This window comes from Microbacterium sp. MYb45 (genome assembly GCF_002979655.1).
Classification (GTDB): domain Bacteria; phylum Actinomycetota; class Actinomycetes; order Actinomycetales; family Microbacteriaceae; genus Microbacterium.
Map to the genome: position 1 here is coordinate 24,284 of NZ_PCPG01000007.1, position 14,739 is coordinate 39,022.

Genomic DNA, 14,739 nt, shown 5'->3' on the forward strand with positions numbered 1-14,739 from the left:
GTGCAGGCCCTCCGGGGTTCTTAGGCAAGCCTACATTCCCGGACCGACATCGGATCCGTCGCCGGTCCGGCGACCCGCCGGGTGCCCTCTAGAATCGACCCATGGCGATCGAGATTCCCGGTGACCTCCTGCCCGCTGACGGCCGCTTCGGCTGCGGCCCCTCGAAGGTGCGCCCCGCGCAGCTCGAGGCGCTGGTCGCATCGGGAGCGTCGATCCTCGGCACCTCGCACCGCCAGGCGCCCGTGAAGAACCTCGTCGGCAGCGTGCGCGAGCAGCTCGCCGCCCTGTTCCGCATCCCCGAGGGATACGAGATCCTGGTGGGCAACGGCGGCTCGACCGCCTTCTGGGACGCCGCGGCCTTCGGCCTCATCGAACGTCGCAGCCAGAACCTCGTCTTCGGCGAGTTCGGCGGCAAGTTCGCCGCCGCAGCCGGTGCCCCCTGGCTCGCGGCACCCGACGTGCGCAAGGCCGAGCCCGGGTCCCTGACCGTCGCCGAGCCCGTGCCGGGTGTCGACGTCTATGCCTGGCCCCACAACGAGACCTCGACCGGCGTCGCCGCTCCCGTCCGCCGCATCGACGCCGACGGCGCGCTGACCGTCATCGATGCGACGAGCGCCGCCGGCGGCATCGACTTCGACGCGGCTCAGGCCGACGTCTACTACTTCGCCCCGCAGAAGAACCTGGGTTCGGACGGCGGCCTGTGGTTCGCGGCGGTTTCACCGGCTGCGATCGAGCGCATCGAGCGCATCGCGGCATCCGGTCGGTACATCCCCGAGTTCCTGAGCCTGAAGAACGCCGTGGACAACTCCCGGCTCAACCAGACGCTCAACACCCCGGCACTGACCACGCTGCACCTGCTCGACAGCCAGCTGCGCTGGATCCTCGACAACGGTGGGCTCGCCTGGGCGGCGGCCCGCACGTCCGAGTCGTCCTCGGTGCTGTACGACTGGGCCGAGGCGTCGTCGATCGCCACGCCCTTCGTGACGGACGCCGCACATCGCTCTCCGGTGGTCGCCACGATCGACTTCGACGACAGCATCGACGCGGCGGCGATCGCGAAGACCCTCCGGGCGAACGGCATCGTCGACACCGAGCCGTATCGCAAGCTCGGACGCAACCAGCTACGCGTCGCGACCTTCGTGTCGATCGACCCGGACGACGTGCGTCAGCTCACCCGTTCGATCGACTTCGTGCTGGAGAACCTGGGCGCCTGAGCGCCCGGACTCACTCCTCTTCGTCGACCTCAGCGGCGTCCGCATCCAGGGCGTCGGCGTCGTCGTCGGATTCGTCGAGCTCATCGATGTCGACCCCGTCGAGATCGCCCGCGTGGAGGATGTCCGCAGCACGGTCATCGTCATCGTCGAGCTCATCGTCGTCATCGTCGTCATCGTCGAGGATGTCGTCGTCGAGAGCATCCTCGTCATCGAGATCGTCGGCATCCTCGGCGCTCTCGTCACCCGCGGCGGCCGCGGCCTCCGCGAGTTCCACCTGATGCGCGCGGTACTCGGCCAGACGTTCGGCCCAGGGCACCCATTCCGGCGCCAGAAGGGCTCCGTCGCCGGGCAGAAGCTCGAGCTCGAGGACCGTCGGATCCTCATCATCGACCTGCGCGACGGTCACCGTCCAGTACCAGCCGGGGTAGCCGGCCAGACGGTTCTCGAACCGCAACGACACAGAGCCGTCCTCTTCGATGAGGTACCCGGCTGCGGGACCGACCGTGGACGCGGGAGTGATCTCGCCCAGGGCTGCCAGGGCGAGATCGTGGGCGCCGACGAGACGCGCGTCGGCGTCAGGCTTCGAGGTCATCAGCGACCTTGCGCAGGACGGCAGCGATCTTGCGGCCGTGTCCGGAGGCGGGGTAGCGCCCGCGGCGCAGGTCTCCGCCGATGCCGTCGAGCAGCTTGACGAGGTCTTCGACGATGATCGCCATGTCATCGGCCGGCTTCCGCTTGGCCTTCGACAGGCTGGGCGGCGCTTCGAGCACACGCACCGACAGAGCCTGGAGACCGCGCTTGCCATCGGCGACGCCGAACTCCACGCGCGCACCGGCCTTCACAGCGGTGCCGGTAGGCATCGCGGAGGCGTGCAGGAAGACGTCCTGGCCGTCATCGCTGGCGATGAAGCCGAAACCCTTGTCTTCGTCGTAGAACCTGACCTTGCCGGTGGGCATGGGAGAACCTCGCTGAGATCGATATGCAGAACAGTGGGCGCGCTCGTGCGCGTCCCCCCAGCCTACCGGTCGCACGGCCCGCGGAACCGATGGGCGCAGTACGAGTAGGCTGGGACGGATGAGCACGCAGAATTCCGAGCCGGAGGTCCCCATCCGTCGGGTGGACCGCTTCCTGACCTTCGGCGCGCTCGGAATCGCCGCTGCCGCTGTGGTGTGTTTCTTCGCCATCATCATCGGCACCTGGGTCGGCATGGATCAAGAGGCTTTCGGCCATGGCGTGTGGCCTCTCATCGCCGCGATCCCCTATTGGGGCCTTCCTCTCGCCTTCGTGATGATCATCACCCTCCTCACGATGAGCTTCATCCGGAAGGGCCGCGCGTCTTCGCGTTCGTGAGGCACCGGCCATGAGCACTCACGCGCGACCGCTGGCGGATTGGCTGTCGGAGGCGAGCGACGATGACCTCCGACGACTGTTCACGGCGCGCCGGGTGCGACCGGACGTCGGCTGGCAGGATTTCTTCGACGCCGCCGAGTCCCTCCTCGACCCCACCTCCCTGTCGAAAGTTCTTCCCTCGCTGACCGCCGCGGAGGCGAAGGCGCTGATCGACGCGGCCTCGGGCGTGGGCGCCGGAGTGCAGCAGGAGAGCTTGACGGCACTGGCCCTGCTCCGGGCGGACGGCGCCCCGTATCCCCCCGTGACCGCAGCGCTCGCGGGGCGCTCGGTTCCGGACCTCCCGGCCGATCAGCCGACCGCCGTCCCCTCCTCCGAGACGGCATCGGCCCACGCCGCAGAACGTGCGTTCACCACGGTCGCCGTGCTCGCGGACCTGCTTCTCGTCGCGAGGGAGAATCCGTTCTCGCTGCTCACCGGCGGAGGCGTGAACGCGGGCGAGAAGCGTCAGCTCGGCGAAGCCGGCGTGCCCGTGGAGATCGTGGACACGCTGGTGTCGATCGCGCTCGAGTCCGGGCTCGCGGTCGCGGCGGACCGCCGACTGCGATCGAGCCAATCCGCAGAAGCCTGGCTGCGCTCCTCGGCGGTCGAACGCTGGAGCGTGCTGGCGACGTCGTTCCGCGACGCCCTGCCGCGCGGCGTCCGTTCTCCCGACGGCGGGTGGACGCCTCCACAGTCGTGGAGCGACGCGCATCCGTGGGATCCGACGTGGCCCGACCGCGCCCGTGTCCTGCACGAGGCAGCGCGGCTGCTCGGGCTGATCGCCGAAGACGGCAGCGAACCGGAATGGGCCGTCGGGCTGCGCACCGGGGGCGATGCCGACGCTCGGGCCCTCGTGCGGCTGCTGCCGGCGGAAGTGGACCGGATCTTCCTGCAGAACGACCTCACGGCGATCGCCCCCGGCCCGCTGGAACCCGCACTCGATGTGCGTCTTCGCACGATCGCCGCCCGCGAGTCAGCGGCCCAGGCATCGTCGTACCGGTTCACCACGGAATCGGTGGCGCACGCGTTCGTCGCCGGCGAGACCGAGCAGTCGATCCTCGAGTTCCTCGGCTCCCTCTCCCTCACAGGCATACCGCAGCCGCTCGGCTACCTGATCGCACAGACCGCTCAACGACACGGCCTCGTCCGCGTGTTCACGGATGAGGAGACCGGTCGCACGCGGATCGAGAGCACGGATTCGCACCTCATCCAGGCGATGGCCGTCGACCAGTCGCTGCGTCCGCTCGCGCTCGCGGTGCACGTCGGGTCGCTCACCACCCGCGTCAGCCGCGAGACGGTGTACTGGGCGCTCACCGACGCGAGGTATCCGGCGACTCTGGTCGGCGCGGACGGTGCTCTCCTGGTGCGCGAACGGCACCCCGCCGCCCCGGCGACGCTGCCCGACCTGGACACCCTGGATCTCACCCCCCTCATCACACGCCTGCGTTCGCACCAGGGCCCGGATGCCGACGCCGCGTGGCTCGACCGGGAGCTCGAGGCGGCGGTGCGCGCGAAATCCGTCCTCCAGGTCACGGTCGGGATGCCGGACGGCTCCACCCGAGAACTCCTCCTCGAAGCCACGGGGATGGGTGGTGGTCGTCTTCGCGGCCGGGACCGTGCGGCCGACGTCGAGCGCACGCTCCCGGTGTCGAGCATCCTCGCAGCGACGATCGTCGCGCCGTAGGCCCAGGGCCTCTCGCGACCGGTAAACTGGACAGCTATGTCTGATGGCCCCCTGATCGTCCAGAGCGATCGCACCGTGCTGCTCGAAGTCGCCCACGCCGACGCCGAGAGCGCCCGCCACGAACTCGCGATCTTCGCCGAGTTGGAACGAGCCCCCGAGCACATCCACACCTACCGGATCACCCGCCTCGGACTGTGGAACGCACGCGCCGCCGGGCACACCGCGGAAGACATGCTGGAGACGCTCGATCGCTGGTCGCGCTTCCCCGTTCCGCCGTCGGTCTCCGTCGATCTGCGCGAGACCGTGAACCGCTACGGCCGGCTGGTCATCGAGCGCGACGACGAGGGAACCCTCATCCTGCGCTCCTCCGACCCCGCCGTGCTCGCCCAGGTCGCGAACAACAAGCGCATTCAGCCCCTCCTGATCGGGCATCCGACTCCCGAGGTCTTCGTGGTGGACGCCTGGGCGCGCGGGCAGATCAAGCAGGAACTGCTGAAGATCGGCTGGCCTGCCGAGGATCTCGCCGGTTACACACCGGGCACTCCGCACGAGATCGACCTCGCCGAGGACGGCTGGCACATCCGCCCCTATCAGCAGGACGCCGTCGACGCCTTCTCGAAGGACGGATCGGGCGTCGTGGTCCTGCCCTGCGGCGCGGGCAAGACGATCGTCGGCGCCGGCGCGATGGCGGCGACCAAGACCACCACGCTGATCCTGGTCACCAACACCGTCTCCGCGCGACAGTGGCGCGACGAACTGTTGAAGCGCACGAGCCTCACTCCCGAAGAGATCGGCGAGTACTCGGGCCAGGCCAAAGAGGTCAAGCCCGTCACGATCGCGACCTATCAGATCCTCACCGCCAAGCGGAAGGGCGAGTACGCTCATCTCGCGCTGCTGGACGCCCTCGACTGGGGCCTCATCGTGTACGACGAGGTCCACCTGCTGCCGGCGCCGGTGTTCAAGCTCACCGCCGATCTCCAGGCCCGCCGCCGTATCGGACTCACCGCGACCCTCGTGCGCGAGGACGGCCGCGAGGGCGACGTGTTCAGCCTCATCGGCCCCAAGCGCTTCGACGCCCCGTGGAAGCAGATCGAGGCGCAGGGCTTCATCTCCCCCGCCGCCTGCTACGAGGTGCGCGTAGACCTCCCGCCGAGCGACCGCCTCGAGTACGCCGCTGCCACCGACGACGAACGGTACCGACTCGCGGCATCCGCTCCGGCCAAGGTCAAGGCGGTGCGCGAGCTGATCGCGAAGCATCAGGGCGAGCGCATCCTCGTGATCGGACAGTACCTCGATCAGCTCGAGTCGCTGTCGGCCGCCCTGGATGCTCCCCAGATCACGGGTGCGACCCCGATCGACGAGCGCGAGGAGCTCTATCGCGCCTTCCGCGAGGGCGAGATCTCGCTCCTCGTCGTGTCGAAGGTCGCGAACTTCTCCATCGACCTGCCGGAGGCCTCGGTCGCCATCCAGGTGTCCGGCTCGTTCGGATCCCGCCAGGAGGAGGCGCAGCGACTCGGTCGACTGCTGCGCCCCAAGCAGTCCGGACACACCGCAAGCTTCTACACCCTCGTCGCGCGCGACACGATCGACCAGGACTATGCGCAGAACCGCCAGCGCTTCCTGGCCGAGCAGGGGTACAGCTACACGATCATGGATTCGGACGCGATCGCAGCCTGAGCCTCCCTCCGGCGGCTGTACCGCTCAGCCGTGCAGCATCGGGTCCAGGCGATGGGTTCCGCTTCCGACGCCGGCGCCCGTCACCCTGCTCGCTGTGCGGACGATGCCGAGCCTGCCCGCCCACCGGTCGGCGAGCAGCGCATAGACGACCATCGCGACCGTCGACGCGAGCAGATCGACGGGCGTTCCCGTGGTGGCGTTGGCATCGACGAGGCTGACGGTGCCGAGCAGGAAGATGAGCGCGTTGTTCACGATGTGCAGGGAGATCGCCGCTTCCAGACCGCCCGTGCGCCAGGTCAGCCACGCGGCGACGATCGCGAACATGCCCACGCTCGCCGCCCCCCAGATGTCGTAGCCGTGCCCGAGCACGAACAGCGGCACCGGGAGCAGGATGGCGAAGGCCGGATGCCGCAACCAGCCACCGACGAGCTGCATCAGATAGCCGCGGAACACATACTCCTCGGCGGCGGCCTGCAGCGGGATGAGCAGCAGCACGAGCAGCACCATGACCCATAGCGCCGGGTGGGAGAAGTCGACGACGATCGCCTCGCCCGTGGCGGCCGCCACGCCGAGCACGACCGCGAAGTAGACGACGAACACGGCGAGTGCCAGCAGCAGGCTCCGGCCGAGCCAACCCATCCGCAGCCGCCCGGTGACAGAGGAAAGCAGGCCGACGCCGCGCCCCTCGACGATGCGCGACGCGAGCAGGAGCGCGGGGATCATCAGAATCAAGGGCAACACCAGTGCGAGGAAGAGCCAGGGGCGATCGAGGTCGAAGTACTGCACCGTCGTGAGGAGAACCTGAATCTCGGCTCCCCAACCCGGCACGAGCAGCGAGGCGACGACGAGCGGCACGATCAGGAGGAGCAGGATCGCCACGTAGAGCGCCACTCCGACGACTCCGGTCACGAGCATCCGCCACCAGCGGTACCTCGGTCGCAGGCGTGCAAGACGGTGGTAGGGGATCTGCTCGGCGGGCGAGGGCACGGCCGGAGCGATGGCGGATGCGGGGGCGGCGGAGGCGTCCTCGTTCGAGCTCATGCTTCCATCCTCTCAACGATGCAGAGGTGCGCGACTCCGCGCCGTTCCGGACAATAGTCAGCAACTGCATGGCCGAAGTCACCATAATGGGGACATGACTGCTCCGCGCATCCTGGTCGTCGACGACGAACCCAACATCCGTGACCTGCTCTCGACGGGTCTCAGCTTCGCCGGATTCCAGGTGAAGACGGTGGCCAACGGCGCCGCCACGATCTCGGCCGTCCTCGAAGAGGAGCCGGACCTGATCATCCTCGACGTCATGCTCCCGGACATGAACGGGTTCAGCGTCACCAAGCGTCTCCGCGGCGCCGGGTTCACCGCGCCGATCCTGTTCCTCACGGCGAAGGACGGCACCGAGGACAAGATCGAGGGCCTCAACGCCGGCGGCGACGACTACGTCACCAAACCCTTCAGCCTCGACGAGATCGTCGCGAGGGCGCAGGCGATCCTGCGGCGCACGATGCAGGCCGACGAGGAGTCGATCATCCGAGCGGGCGAGCTGTCGATGGATCAGGACACGCACGATGTCCACGTCGGCAAGGAGCCGATCGAACTCAGCCCGACCGAGTTCAAGCTGCTGCGCTACCTGATGCTCAACCCGAATCGCGTTCTGTCGAAGGCACAGATCCTCGATCACGTGTGGGAGTACGACTTCAACGGCGATGCCGGGATCGTCGAGAGCTACATCTCGTACCTGCGTCGCAAGATCGACCCGCACACCGAAGAGTCGCTCATCCAGACCAAGCGCGGGTTCGGATACATGCTCAAGGTCGGCAAGTCGGTCTGACGACCGACCCCGACCACCAGCGCCGTCCCACGGCGTACAGAACGCCCGAGGAGGACCGCATGGCGAACAAGCCCGATGCGGTCACCGCCTGGTGGCGCCGCATCAGCCTGCGCGCGAAGGTCACCGGGGTCACGGTGGCGGTGCTCGCTCTCGGTCTTCTCGTCGCGGGTCTCGGAACCGTACCGATCCTCCGCAACGCACTCGTCGCCAACATCGATGCGCAGTTGCCCGCACTGGTGTCCAGCGATCTGGTCGAACGGTACTTCGATGCCACGACGGTCGACGGCGTCACGACCTATACCCCGCGTGAAGAGAAGCCGCGGGACTTCTCCTTCGCGATCTACGACGCGACAGGGGTTCTCCGTGCCACTGCGCGAGGCACATCGGGTCAGGCCCCGCTCTTCCCCTCCGAATACTCACTCGCCAAGGCGACCGCCGATACCGATCAGATTCCGATCGAGATCCCCGGCGCCGACGGCAGCGTCTTCCATGGGGCAGTCGCGGTGGTGGGGTCGGAGGGCGGTGCTCTGCGCATCCAACTGGTCGCCTTGCCGCTCGCACCCGCCGACCGCATCATCAGCCAGTACTTCGGCATCTACATCACGATCGCGCTGATCACGATCCTCATCGCGGCACTCCTCACCCGGGGGCTCGTCACACTCACTTTCCGCAGGCTCGGTCAGGTCGAGGCGACGGCCATGTCCATCGCGGCAGGCGACTTCCGGCAGCGGTTGACCGACCTCGAACCGACCACCGAGGTCGGGCGACTGAACACAGCTATCAACACGATGCTGGATCGCGTCGACGGCTCACTCGCTCAGCGCGACCGCAGCGTTCAGCACATGCGACGATTCATCGGGGACGCGAGCCACGAGCTGCGCACGCCGCTGGTGAGCGTGCGCGGCTATGCGGAGCTGTATCGCATGGGGGCGATCAAGGGCGAGGAGGACACCGCCAGAGCCATGGAGCGCATCGAGAAGGAGGCCATCCGCATGGGTGTCCTGGTGGAGGACCTCCTCGCGCTCGCACGTCTGGACGAAGAGCGCGAGCCCGAGATCGTCGCGCTCGACCTGCGACCGATCGCCCGGGACGCCGCTCTCGATCTGCGCGCCGCAGCACCGGGGCGGACAGTGACGGTGATCGATCGCACGGTCGAGGCGATGTCGCCCATCCAGCTACAGGACACGGCTGCTCCTCAACCGGATCAGCCGGCGACACCGCCCGCACGAGGGCTCTCCCGCACCGCGCTTTCGCGCCTGCGGCGTCGTCCGCGGCAGCCGGATCCGGCACCGGCGATCGACTTCACCGAGATCCCCGACATCCCCGTGCGCACCCCGCCGATCGTTCTGGGCGAAGAGAACAAGGTGCGGCAGGTCGTGACGAACCTGTTGGGGAACGCCCGCCGCTTCTCCCCCGAGGACGGCCCGATCGAGATCGTCGTCGATTCTGACCGGGTGCTCGGCACCGGCAGCATCTCGATCGTGGACCACGGCGAGGGTATCCCCCCGCAGATCCGGGAGCAGATCTTCGAGCGCTTCTGGCGCGCCGACACGTCCCGCGCACGCGAGACCGGCGGTTCCGGCCTCGGGCTCGCGATCGTCGCGTCGATCATGAAGGCGCTGCACGGCGGCGTCGACGTCTCGGAGACTCCGGGAGGTGGAGCGACGTTCACGGTCACGCTCCCTCTCGCGCCTGCCCGCGCCACACCCGAGCACCTTCTCGAGGACACGCAGCCCCTGGAACGGCTCGACCTGTCCTGACGGCTCTGCACGACCCGCCGTGGCTCGTGGTTCTGCACACCCGCTGTGCGCGAGCGGCCTGGGGACGGAGCGGGCAGGGCCAGCCCGCCTAGCGTCGGAACTCCAACAGAAGGAGTTCTCATGTCCGTCTTCACCGTCGACACCGAAGCCGTCCACGCCGCGCACGGAGCGACCAGAGCCACCATCGAACGACTGCAGACCGAGTCGGCCACGCTCATGGCGCAGTTGCGGCAGCTGCAGTCCTCCTGGGTCGGCAGTGCATCCACCGCCTTCCAGGGCTGCGCGGAGCAGTGGCAGGGCGCGCAGCTCCATGTCGAACAGGTGCTCGACTCGATCGGCACCTCGCTCGGGTCGGCAGCCTCTCAGTACGCGGACGCCGACCAGTACTCGGCCAGCCTGTTCCGCTGAACCTCGCCCGACACGAACGCAGAACGCCCCCGGCCGGAGCCGGGGGCGTTCTGTCATGAGGGCTGGATCAGAAGTCCATGCCGCCCGACGGGTCACCCATCGGAGCAGCGGCCTTCTCGGGCTTGTCAGCCACGACGACCTCGGTGGTGAGGAAGAGAGCCGCGATCGAGGCTGCGTTCTGCAGCGCCGAGCGGGTCACCTTCGCCGGGTCGATGATTCCCGCAGCGAACATGTCGACGTACTCACCGGTGGCCGCGTTGAGGCCCTGACCCGAGGGGAGCTCGGAGACCTTGTTCGCGACGACCCCCGGCTCGAGACCGGCGTTCAGCGCGATCTGCTTGAGCGGAGCCTCGATCGCGACGCGAACGATGTTCGCACCGGTCGCCTCGTCGCCCGAGAGCGTCAGGCCGTCGAGAGCCTTCGTGCCCGACTGGATCAGCGCGACGCCACCGCCGGGGACGATGCCCTCTTCGACGGCTGCCTTCGCGTTGCGGACGGCGTCCTCGATGCGGTGCTTGCGCTCCTTGAGCTCGACCTCGGTGGCCGCGCCCGCCTTGATGACGGCGACGCCACCGGCGAGCTTCGCCAGACGCTCCTGCAGCTTCTCACGGTCGTAGTCGCTGTCGGTGTTCTCGATCTCGCGACGGATCTGCGTGACGCGACCCTCGATCTGGTCTGCCTCACCGGCGCCCTCGACGATCGTGGTCTCGTCCTTGGTGACGATGACCTTGCGCGCACGGCCCAGCAGGTCGAGCGTGGCGTTCTCCAGCTTGAGGCCGACCTCCTCGGTGATGACCTGACCACCGGTGAGGATCGCGATGTCCTGCAGCTGCGCCTTGCGGCGGTCGCCGAAGCCGGGAGCCTTGACGGCGACCGACTTGAAGATGCCCTTGAGCTTGTTCAGCACGAGCGTCGCGAGAGCCTCGCCCTCGACGTCCTCGGCGATGATGACGAGCTCCTTGCCGTCCTGGATCACCTTGTCGACGATGGGCAGCAGGTCCTTGATGTTGGAGACCTTCTGGTTCGCGATGAGGATGTACGGGTCTTCGAAGACCGCTTCCTGGCGCTCCGGGTCCGTGACGAAGTACGGGTTCAGGTAGCCCTTGTCGAAGCGCATGCCCTCGGTGAGCTCGAGCTCGGTGCCGAACGTCTGCGACTCCTCGACGGTGACGACGCCTTCCTTGCCGACCTTGTCGATCGCCTCGGCGATGAGCTCGCCGATCGCCGGGTCTGCAGCGGAGATGGATGCCGTGGCGGCGATCTGCTCCTTGGAGTCGATCTCCTTGGCGCTCGAGAGGAGCTCCTCGGTGATCGCGGCGACGGCCTTCTCGATGCCGCGCTTGAGCGAGATGGGGTCGGCGCCGGCTGCGACGTTGCGCAGGCCCTCGCGGACCAGAGCCTGTGCGAGGACCGTGGCGGTGGTGGTGCCGTCACCCGCGACGTCGTCGGTCTTCTTCGCGACCTCCTTGACGAGCTCCGCGCCGATCTTCTCGTACGGGTCGTCCAGCTCGATCTCCTTGGCGATGGAGACACCGTCGTTCGTGATCGTGGGAGCGCCCCACTTCTTCTCGAGGACGACGTTGCGACCGCGCGGGCCGAGGGTCACCTTGACCGCGTCGGCGAGGATGTTGAGGCCGCGCTCGAGGCCGCGGCGGGCCTCCTCATCGAAAGCAATGATCTTTGCCATGAGTTTTTTCGTCCCTCCTGGACGTAGACGTTGGGTTTAGCACTCAGAGTGTGAGAGTGCTAACGCCATTCTGGCACTCGACACCTTCGAGTGCAAGCCGCCGGAGGCGGGGCGCATCCCGACGTCAGGAGGCAGGCGCCTCTTCCGGCGTCTCAGGTGCCGAGGTCGACCGATCGAGGCCGATCACGACGGTGAACTGCGTCTGTCCGTCCTCCGTCTGACCGGAGTAGTAGTCGCTCTGCTGCACGGCTGCACCGCCGAGGAGGTCAGCCAGACCGACGGCTGCCAGTTCGTCCGCGTCTTCGACGTAGAACACGGTCGTGTTGGCGAAATCCTGACTGGAGCTGTCGCCCGCGAAGACGTTGTCAGCAGCCCAGCCGTTGTTGATGAGCGTGTCGCGCATGCGCGTGTCGGCGCCCTCGTCGGGCGTGCCGTTCAGGATCATCACCGAGATGCTGGGGTCGACGATCCCCGTCTCCTCCGGCGTCGGCACAGCGCTCGGCGCCGCGTCGGGGAACAGCGAGACACGGCCCATGACCACCAGCGAGCCGAAGATGCCGGCGATGATGAGCACGAGTGCAGCCACGAACGACCAGAGCAGCACGACCCAGCCGTTCATCCCCGGCGCTTCGGCACGGTGCGCTCCCACCCGTCCGGACGTACGGGGAGCATCATCGAAGCGATCGCGGGTGGGCTTTGACACCCCTCGATGCTAGCGGCACCTTCCTGTCAATCCGTTTCGCCGCCGGGCCGGAGGTGCGCGCGTCGCCGGCGAGCAGTCACCGGAGAGCCTCAGCCGACGAAACCGGGCAGCCGCGCGCTGCGCCGGGTCGCACGCGAATCGCGGAGTCGGCGGAGGCGGCGCACCAGCATCGGATCGTATTCGAGCGCGGATTCGGAATCGATCAGTCGTCCGAGCAGCTGGTAGTAGCGTGCGGCGCTCATCCCGAGCTGGGCGCGGATGATCTCTTCCTTCGCCCCGCTGTGACGCGGCCATGCCGCTTCCAGGGCGAGGATCGCGCGATCGCGCTCCGTGAGATCTCCGAGCATGGCTCCAGGTTAGGACGCATCCGCCGGCAGGCCGGGTCGCCACTCCCACCATCGACCGAGCGGATCCGCGGCCGCGCGGACCCGTCCGTCGAGCGCCACCACGAACCCCCGCCACCGATCCGCATCGACGGGCGGCTCCCAGGCGTCGGTCACCGCGGGCGGATCGATCGTGATCCAGCGGGCGTCCATGCGCGAGATCCTCGCGATCAGCGCCGTCCGCTCCACCCGAGGGATGTGCACCAGCACGCCAGGAGTGGTGATGACGAGGGTCGCCTGCGGGGGTGCCGCCGACGCCAGCGCGGCGAGGTGCGTGCCGGCGTCCCCTTCCATCAGAAGAGGAGGATCACCGGCTGCGATGTCGAGGGCGGCCTCGATGCGCTCCTCGCGCCCCGGCTCCCCCGGCCACACGAGACCGCGCAGCCAACGCCGATCGCGTTCGTCGGCGGCATCGAGCGGCGCCAGGTCGATCCCGGCACGCCACACCACCTCCGGCATTCGGAGCGCGGGAAACGGACCGGTCACCCGGCTCTCGAGCACGACCGTCGAGACGCCGTCCGCCGGGTCGAGGCCTGCGCGGAGCACCCCGTCCTCGTCCACGAAGCGATACGAGTACCGATCGGGGTAGAGACAGAGTCCCGCCGACGCCCCGATCTCGAGAAGCGCGATCGGCCCCTCGATCTCGGAGAGCACCGGCAGAAGTACCGCGAGACGGAGCGGCTCGTTCGTCTGCAAAGACCTGCGCGCGCACTCGACGACGATCTCGTCCGCATTCCGGAGCACGAAAGCACGCCACCGCGCATACGGCTCGAGCGGGACGCCGAGCAGACGGGTCACGGCGAACACGAGCGGCGGCTGGCGCCTCGTCTCCGGGATCCGGAACAGGATGCGCTGCACCTCCTCATCCCCGGCGACCCCCGCCGCCCACTCGGCATACAGCGCGCTCCGCCCCGGAGCCTCGTCACGGGCGAATCGCGCGTAGCGCTCCTGCACGGCATCCGTCATCCGTCCATTCTGACGCGCAGCGCCCGAGGCCTCGTCCGACGAGAGAGAATGGAATCGACTGAGGAGGACACATGTCGTACAGCGTGGACAAGACCGAAGACGAATGGCGCCGCGAGCTCGGCGATGAGCAGTACGCCGTGCTGCGTCAGGCCGCGACCGAGCGCGCCTGGACGGGTGAGCTGCTCGATGAGGAGCGCGCAGGCCTCTACACCTGCGGGGCGTGCAACGCGGAGCTCTTCAAGAGTGGAACCAAATTCGACTCCGGATGCGGCTGGCCGAGCTTCTACGAGTCGATCCGCCCCGACGCGGTCGAACTCATCGAGGACGACAGCCTGGGCATGGTGCGAACGGAGGTGCGTTGCGCCAACTGCGGCTCGCACCTCGGTCATGTTTTTCCCGACGGGTTCGGCACGCCGACCGGAGATCGTTACTGCATGAACTCGATCGCGATGAACTTCACCCCCGACGCCTCGTGAGTGCTCTCGACGCGGTCCGCGCGCGTCAGTCCTGGTCGAAGGTCGACGAGACGGCGCCGAGCCGTGAAGAGCTGCTGACGTTCGTCGCCGCAGCGGGTCGCGTCGCGGATCACTCCTCGCTCCGTCCGTGGCGGCTCATCGAACTGCGCGGAGCGGATCGCGAGATGCTCGGCGCTGCCATCGCCAAAGCTCAGGGAGACGCGACCCCGTCGTCGAAGCCGCTGCGCGCACCGCTGCTGATCGCGGTCGTCGCCAGCTATCGCAAGAGCGAGAAGGTCCCGCGGTGGGAGCAGGAGGCCGTCGCCTCCGGAGTCGCCCACACCCTGAGCCTGCTCCTCGATGAAGCCGGCTGGGGCGTCATCTGGCGCACGGGGCACTACACGCGCGCGAAGGCCGTCGCCAAGGCACACGGCCTCGACAAGAACGAGGAACTCCTCGGCTGGCTGTACGTGGGAGGCAAGCCCGCGGGCAAGAAGCCCGGCCGCCGCAAGGCCGTGGATGCACGCAAGCTGATCACGCGGATGCCGAAGGCCGGGGCGAAGAAGGCGAAGAAGAAGTAACGCG

General features: G+C 68.2%; 16 protein-coding genes. 9 read left to right on the plus strand and 7 right to left on the minus strand.

Annotated elements, in window-relative coordinates; all coding sequences use genetic code 11:
* Window positions 1–101 precede the first annotated feature (101 nt).
* Window positions 102–1,214, plus strand: a complete 1,113-nt coding sequence (serC, locus tag CQ034_RS12630) for a phosphoserine transaminase (protein WP_105711322.1) — start codon at window positions 102–104, stop codon at window positions 1,212–1,214.
* Between the two features lie 10 nt (window positions 1,215–1,224).
* On the opposite strand, the gene CQ034_RS12635 is transcribed toward serC, so the two are convergent.
* Both CQ034_RS12635 and CQ034_RS12640 read right to left on the minus strand, forming a co-directional pair.
* Complete coding sequence (locus tag CQ034_RS12635) at window positions 1,225–1,806, minus strand: DUF3027 domain-containing protein (RefSeq protein WP_105711323.1); 582 nt, start codon at window positions 1,804–1,806, stop codon at window positions 1,225–1,227.
* On the minus strand, window positions 1,790–2,170 hold the full coding sequence (locus CQ034_RS12640; RefSeq protein WP_029262737.1) for a cold-shock protein: 381 nt from the start codon (window positions 2,168–2,170) through the stop codon (window positions 1,790–1,792). The genes CQ034_RS12635 and CQ034_RS12640 overlap by 17 nt, the downstream gene beginning before the upstream one ends.
* Before the next feature lie 118 nt (window positions 2,171–2,288).
* Between CQ034_RS12640 and CQ034_RS12645 the strand changes: the two genes are divergently transcribed.
* From CQ034_RS12645 to CQ034_RS12655, 3 genes are read left to right on the plus strand one after another with little or no spacing between them, the layout of a single operon-like run.
* Window positions 2,289–2,564: a multidrug ABC transporter ATPase gene (locus CQ034_RS12645; protein WP_105711324.1), complete on the plus strand. Its 276-nt coding sequence runs from the start codon at window positions 2,289–2,291 to the stop codon at window positions 2,562–2,564.
* A gap of 10 nt (window positions 2,565–2,574) precedes the next feature.
* A complete protein-coding gene (locus tag CQ034_RS12650) occupies window positions 2,575–4,287 on the plus strand; it encodes a helicase-associated domain-containing protein (RefSeq protein WP_105711325.1) in 1,713 nt (570 codons plus the stop codon).
* A gap of 36 nt (window positions 4,288–4,323) precedes the next feature.
* Window positions 4,324–5,964: a DNA repair helicase XPB gene (locus tag CQ034_RS12655; protein WP_029262740.1), complete on the plus strand. Its 1,641-nt coding sequence runs from the start codon at window positions 4,324–4,326 to the stop codon at window positions 5,962–5,964.
* A gap of 24 nt (window positions 5,965–5,988) precedes the next feature.
* Here the strand turns inward: CQ034_RS12655 and CQ034_RS12660 are convergent, their stop codons facing one another.
* Window positions 5,989–7,005, minus strand: a complete 1,017-nt coding sequence (locus tag CQ034_RS12660) for a CPBP family intramembrane glutamic endopeptidase (protein WP_051662630.1) — start codon at window positions 7,003–7,005, stop codon at window positions 5,989–5,991.
* A gap of 94 nt (window positions 7,006–7,099) precedes the next feature.
* On the opposite strand from CQ034_RS12660, the gene CQ034_RS12665 reads away from it, so the two are divergent.
* The 3 genes from CQ034_RS12665 (at window position 7,100) to CQ034_RS12675 (ending at window position 9,960) form a co-directional block, all read left to right on the plus strand.
* Window positions 7,100–7,792 (plus strand): response regulator transcription factor, encoded by a 693-nt coding sequence (locus tag CQ034_RS12665; RefSeq protein ID WP_029262742.1) that lies wholly within the window; start codon window positions 7,100–7,102, stop codon window positions 7,790–7,792.
* A gap of 59 nt (window positions 7,793–7,851) precedes the next feature.
* Window positions 7,852–9,552, plus strand: coding sequence for a cell wall metabolism sensor histidine kinase WalK (locus CQ034_RS12670; protein ID WP_105711326.1), 1,701 nt, complete (start codon window positions 7,852–7,854; stop codon window positions 9,550–9,552).
* 120 nt (window positions 9,553–9,672) lie between these two features.
* Window positions 9,673–9,960: a WXG100 family type VII secretion target gene (locus CQ034_RS12675; RefSeq protein WP_105711327.1), complete on the plus strand. Its 288-nt coding sequence runs from the start codon at window positions 9,673–9,675 to the stop codon at window positions 9,958–9,960.
* Window positions 9,961–10,027: 67 nt separating this feature from the next.
* Here the strand turns inward: CQ034_RS12675 and groL are convergent, their stop codons facing one another.
* The 4 genes from groL to CQ034_RS12695 form a co-directional block, all read right to left on the minus strand.
* Window positions 10,028–11,647 (minus strand): chaperonin GroEL, encoded by a 1,620-nt coding sequence (gene groL, locus CQ034_RS12680; protein ID WP_029262745.1) that lies wholly within the window; start codon window positions 11,645–11,647, stop codon window positions 10,028–10,030.
* A 124-nt stretch (window positions 11,648–11,771) separates the two neighbouring features.
* On the minus strand, window positions 11,772–12,350 hold the full coding sequence (locus CQ034_RS12685; protein ID WP_029273976.1) for a LytR C-terminal domain-containing protein: 579 nt from the start codon (window positions 12,348–12,350) through the stop codon (window positions 11,772–11,774).
* 89 nt (window positions 12,351–12,439) lie between these two features.
* The gene (locus CQ034_RS12690) at window positions 12,440–12,697 is read right to left on the minus strand and encodes a DUF3263 domain-containing protein (protein WP_029262747.1); all 258 of its coding nucleotides are present in this window, start codon (window positions 12,695–12,697) and stop codon (window positions 12,440–12,442) included.
* 9 nt (window positions 12,698–12,706) lie between these two features.
* The gene (locus tag CQ034_RS12695) at window positions 12,707–13,699 is read right to left on the minus strand and encodes a DUF2332 domain-containing protein (RefSeq protein ID WP_105711328.1); all 993 of its coding nucleotides are present in this window, start codon (window positions 13,697–13,699) and stop codon (window positions 12,707–12,709) included.
* A 71-nt stretch (window positions 13,700–13,770) separates the two neighbouring features.
* On the opposite strand from CQ034_RS12695, the gene msrB reads away from it, so the two are divergent.
* Both msrB and CQ034_RS12705 read left to right on the plus strand, forming a co-directional pair.
* Window positions 13,771–14,175 carry a peptide-methionine (R)-S-oxide reductase MsrB gene (gene msrB / locus CQ034_RS12700; protein ID WP_029262749.1) on the plus strand — a complete coding sequence of 135 codons (405 nt, stop codon included), beginning with the start codon at window positions 13,771–13,773 and terminating at the stop codon, window positions 14,173–14,175.
* Entirely contained in the window at window positions 14,172–14,735 is a 564-nt protein-coding gene (locus CQ034_RS12705) for a nitroreductase family protein (protein ID WP_029273975.1), read from the plus strand. Before msrB ends, CQ034_RS12705 begins: the two co-directional genes overlap by 4 nt.
* Window positions 14,736–14,739 lie beyond the last annotated feature (4 nt).

What these genes read in the sequence shown, in the direction of transcription:
- serC (WP_105711322.1), top strand. Translation starts at nt 102, where the DNA reads ATGGCGATCGAGATTCCCGGTGACCTCCTGCCCGCTGACGGCCGCTTC.
- CQ034_RS12635 (WP_105711323.1), bottom strand. Translation starts at nt 1,806, where the DNA reads ATGACCTCGAAGCCTGACGCCGACGCGCGTCTCGTCGGCGCCCACGAT.
- CQ034_RS12640 (WP_029262737.1), bottom strand. Translation starts at nt 2,170, where the DNA reads ATGCCCACCGGCAAGGTCAGGTTCTACGACGAAGACAAGGGTTTCGGC.
- CQ034_RS12645 (WP_105711324.1), top strand. Translation starts at nt 2,289, where the DNA reads ATGAGCACGCAGAATTCCGAGCCGGAGGTCCCCATCCGTCGGGTGGAC.
- CQ034_RS12650 (WP_105711325.1), top strand. Translation starts at nt 2,575, where the DNA reads ATGAGCACTCACGCGCGACCGCTGGCGGATTGGCTGTCGGAGGCGAGC.
- CQ034_RS12655 (WP_029262740.1), top strand. Translation starts at nt 4,324, where the DNA reads ATGTCTGATGGCCCCCTGATCGTCCAGAGCGATCGCACCGTGCTGCTC.
- CQ034_RS12660 (WP_051662630.1), bottom strand. Translation starts at nt 7,005, where the DNA reads ATGAGCTCGAACGAGGACGCCTCCGCCGCCCCCGCATCCGCCATCGCT.
- CQ034_RS12665 (WP_029262742.1), top strand. Translation starts at nt 7,100, where the DNA reads ATGACTGCTCCGCGCATCCTGGTCGTCGACGACGAACCCAACATCCGT.
- CQ034_RS12670 (WP_105711326.1), top strand. Translation starts at nt 7,852, where the DNA reads ATGGCGAACAAGCCCGATGCGGTCACCGCCTGGTGGCGCCGCATCAGC.
- CQ034_RS12675 (WP_105711327.1), top strand. Translation starts at nt 9,673, where the DNA reads ATGTCCGTCTTCACCGTCGACACCGAAGCCGTCCACGCCGCGCACGGA.
- groL (WP_029262745.1), bottom strand. Translation starts at nt 11,647, where the DNA reads ATGGCAAAGATCATTGCTTTCGATGAGGAGGCCCGCCGCGGCCTCGAG.
- CQ034_RS12690 (WP_029262747.1), bottom strand. Translation starts at nt 12,697, where the DNA reads ATGCTCGGAGATCTCACGGAGCGCGATCGCGCGATCCTCGCCCTGGAA.
- CQ034_RS12695 (WP_105711328.1), bottom strand. Translation starts at nt 13,699, where the DNA reads ATGACGGATGCCGTGCAGGAGCGCTACGCGCGATTCGCCCGTGACGAG.
- msrB (WP_029262749.1), top strand. Translation starts at nt 13,771, where the DNA reads ATGTCGTACAGCGTGGACAAGACCGAAGACGAATGGCGCCGCGAGCTC.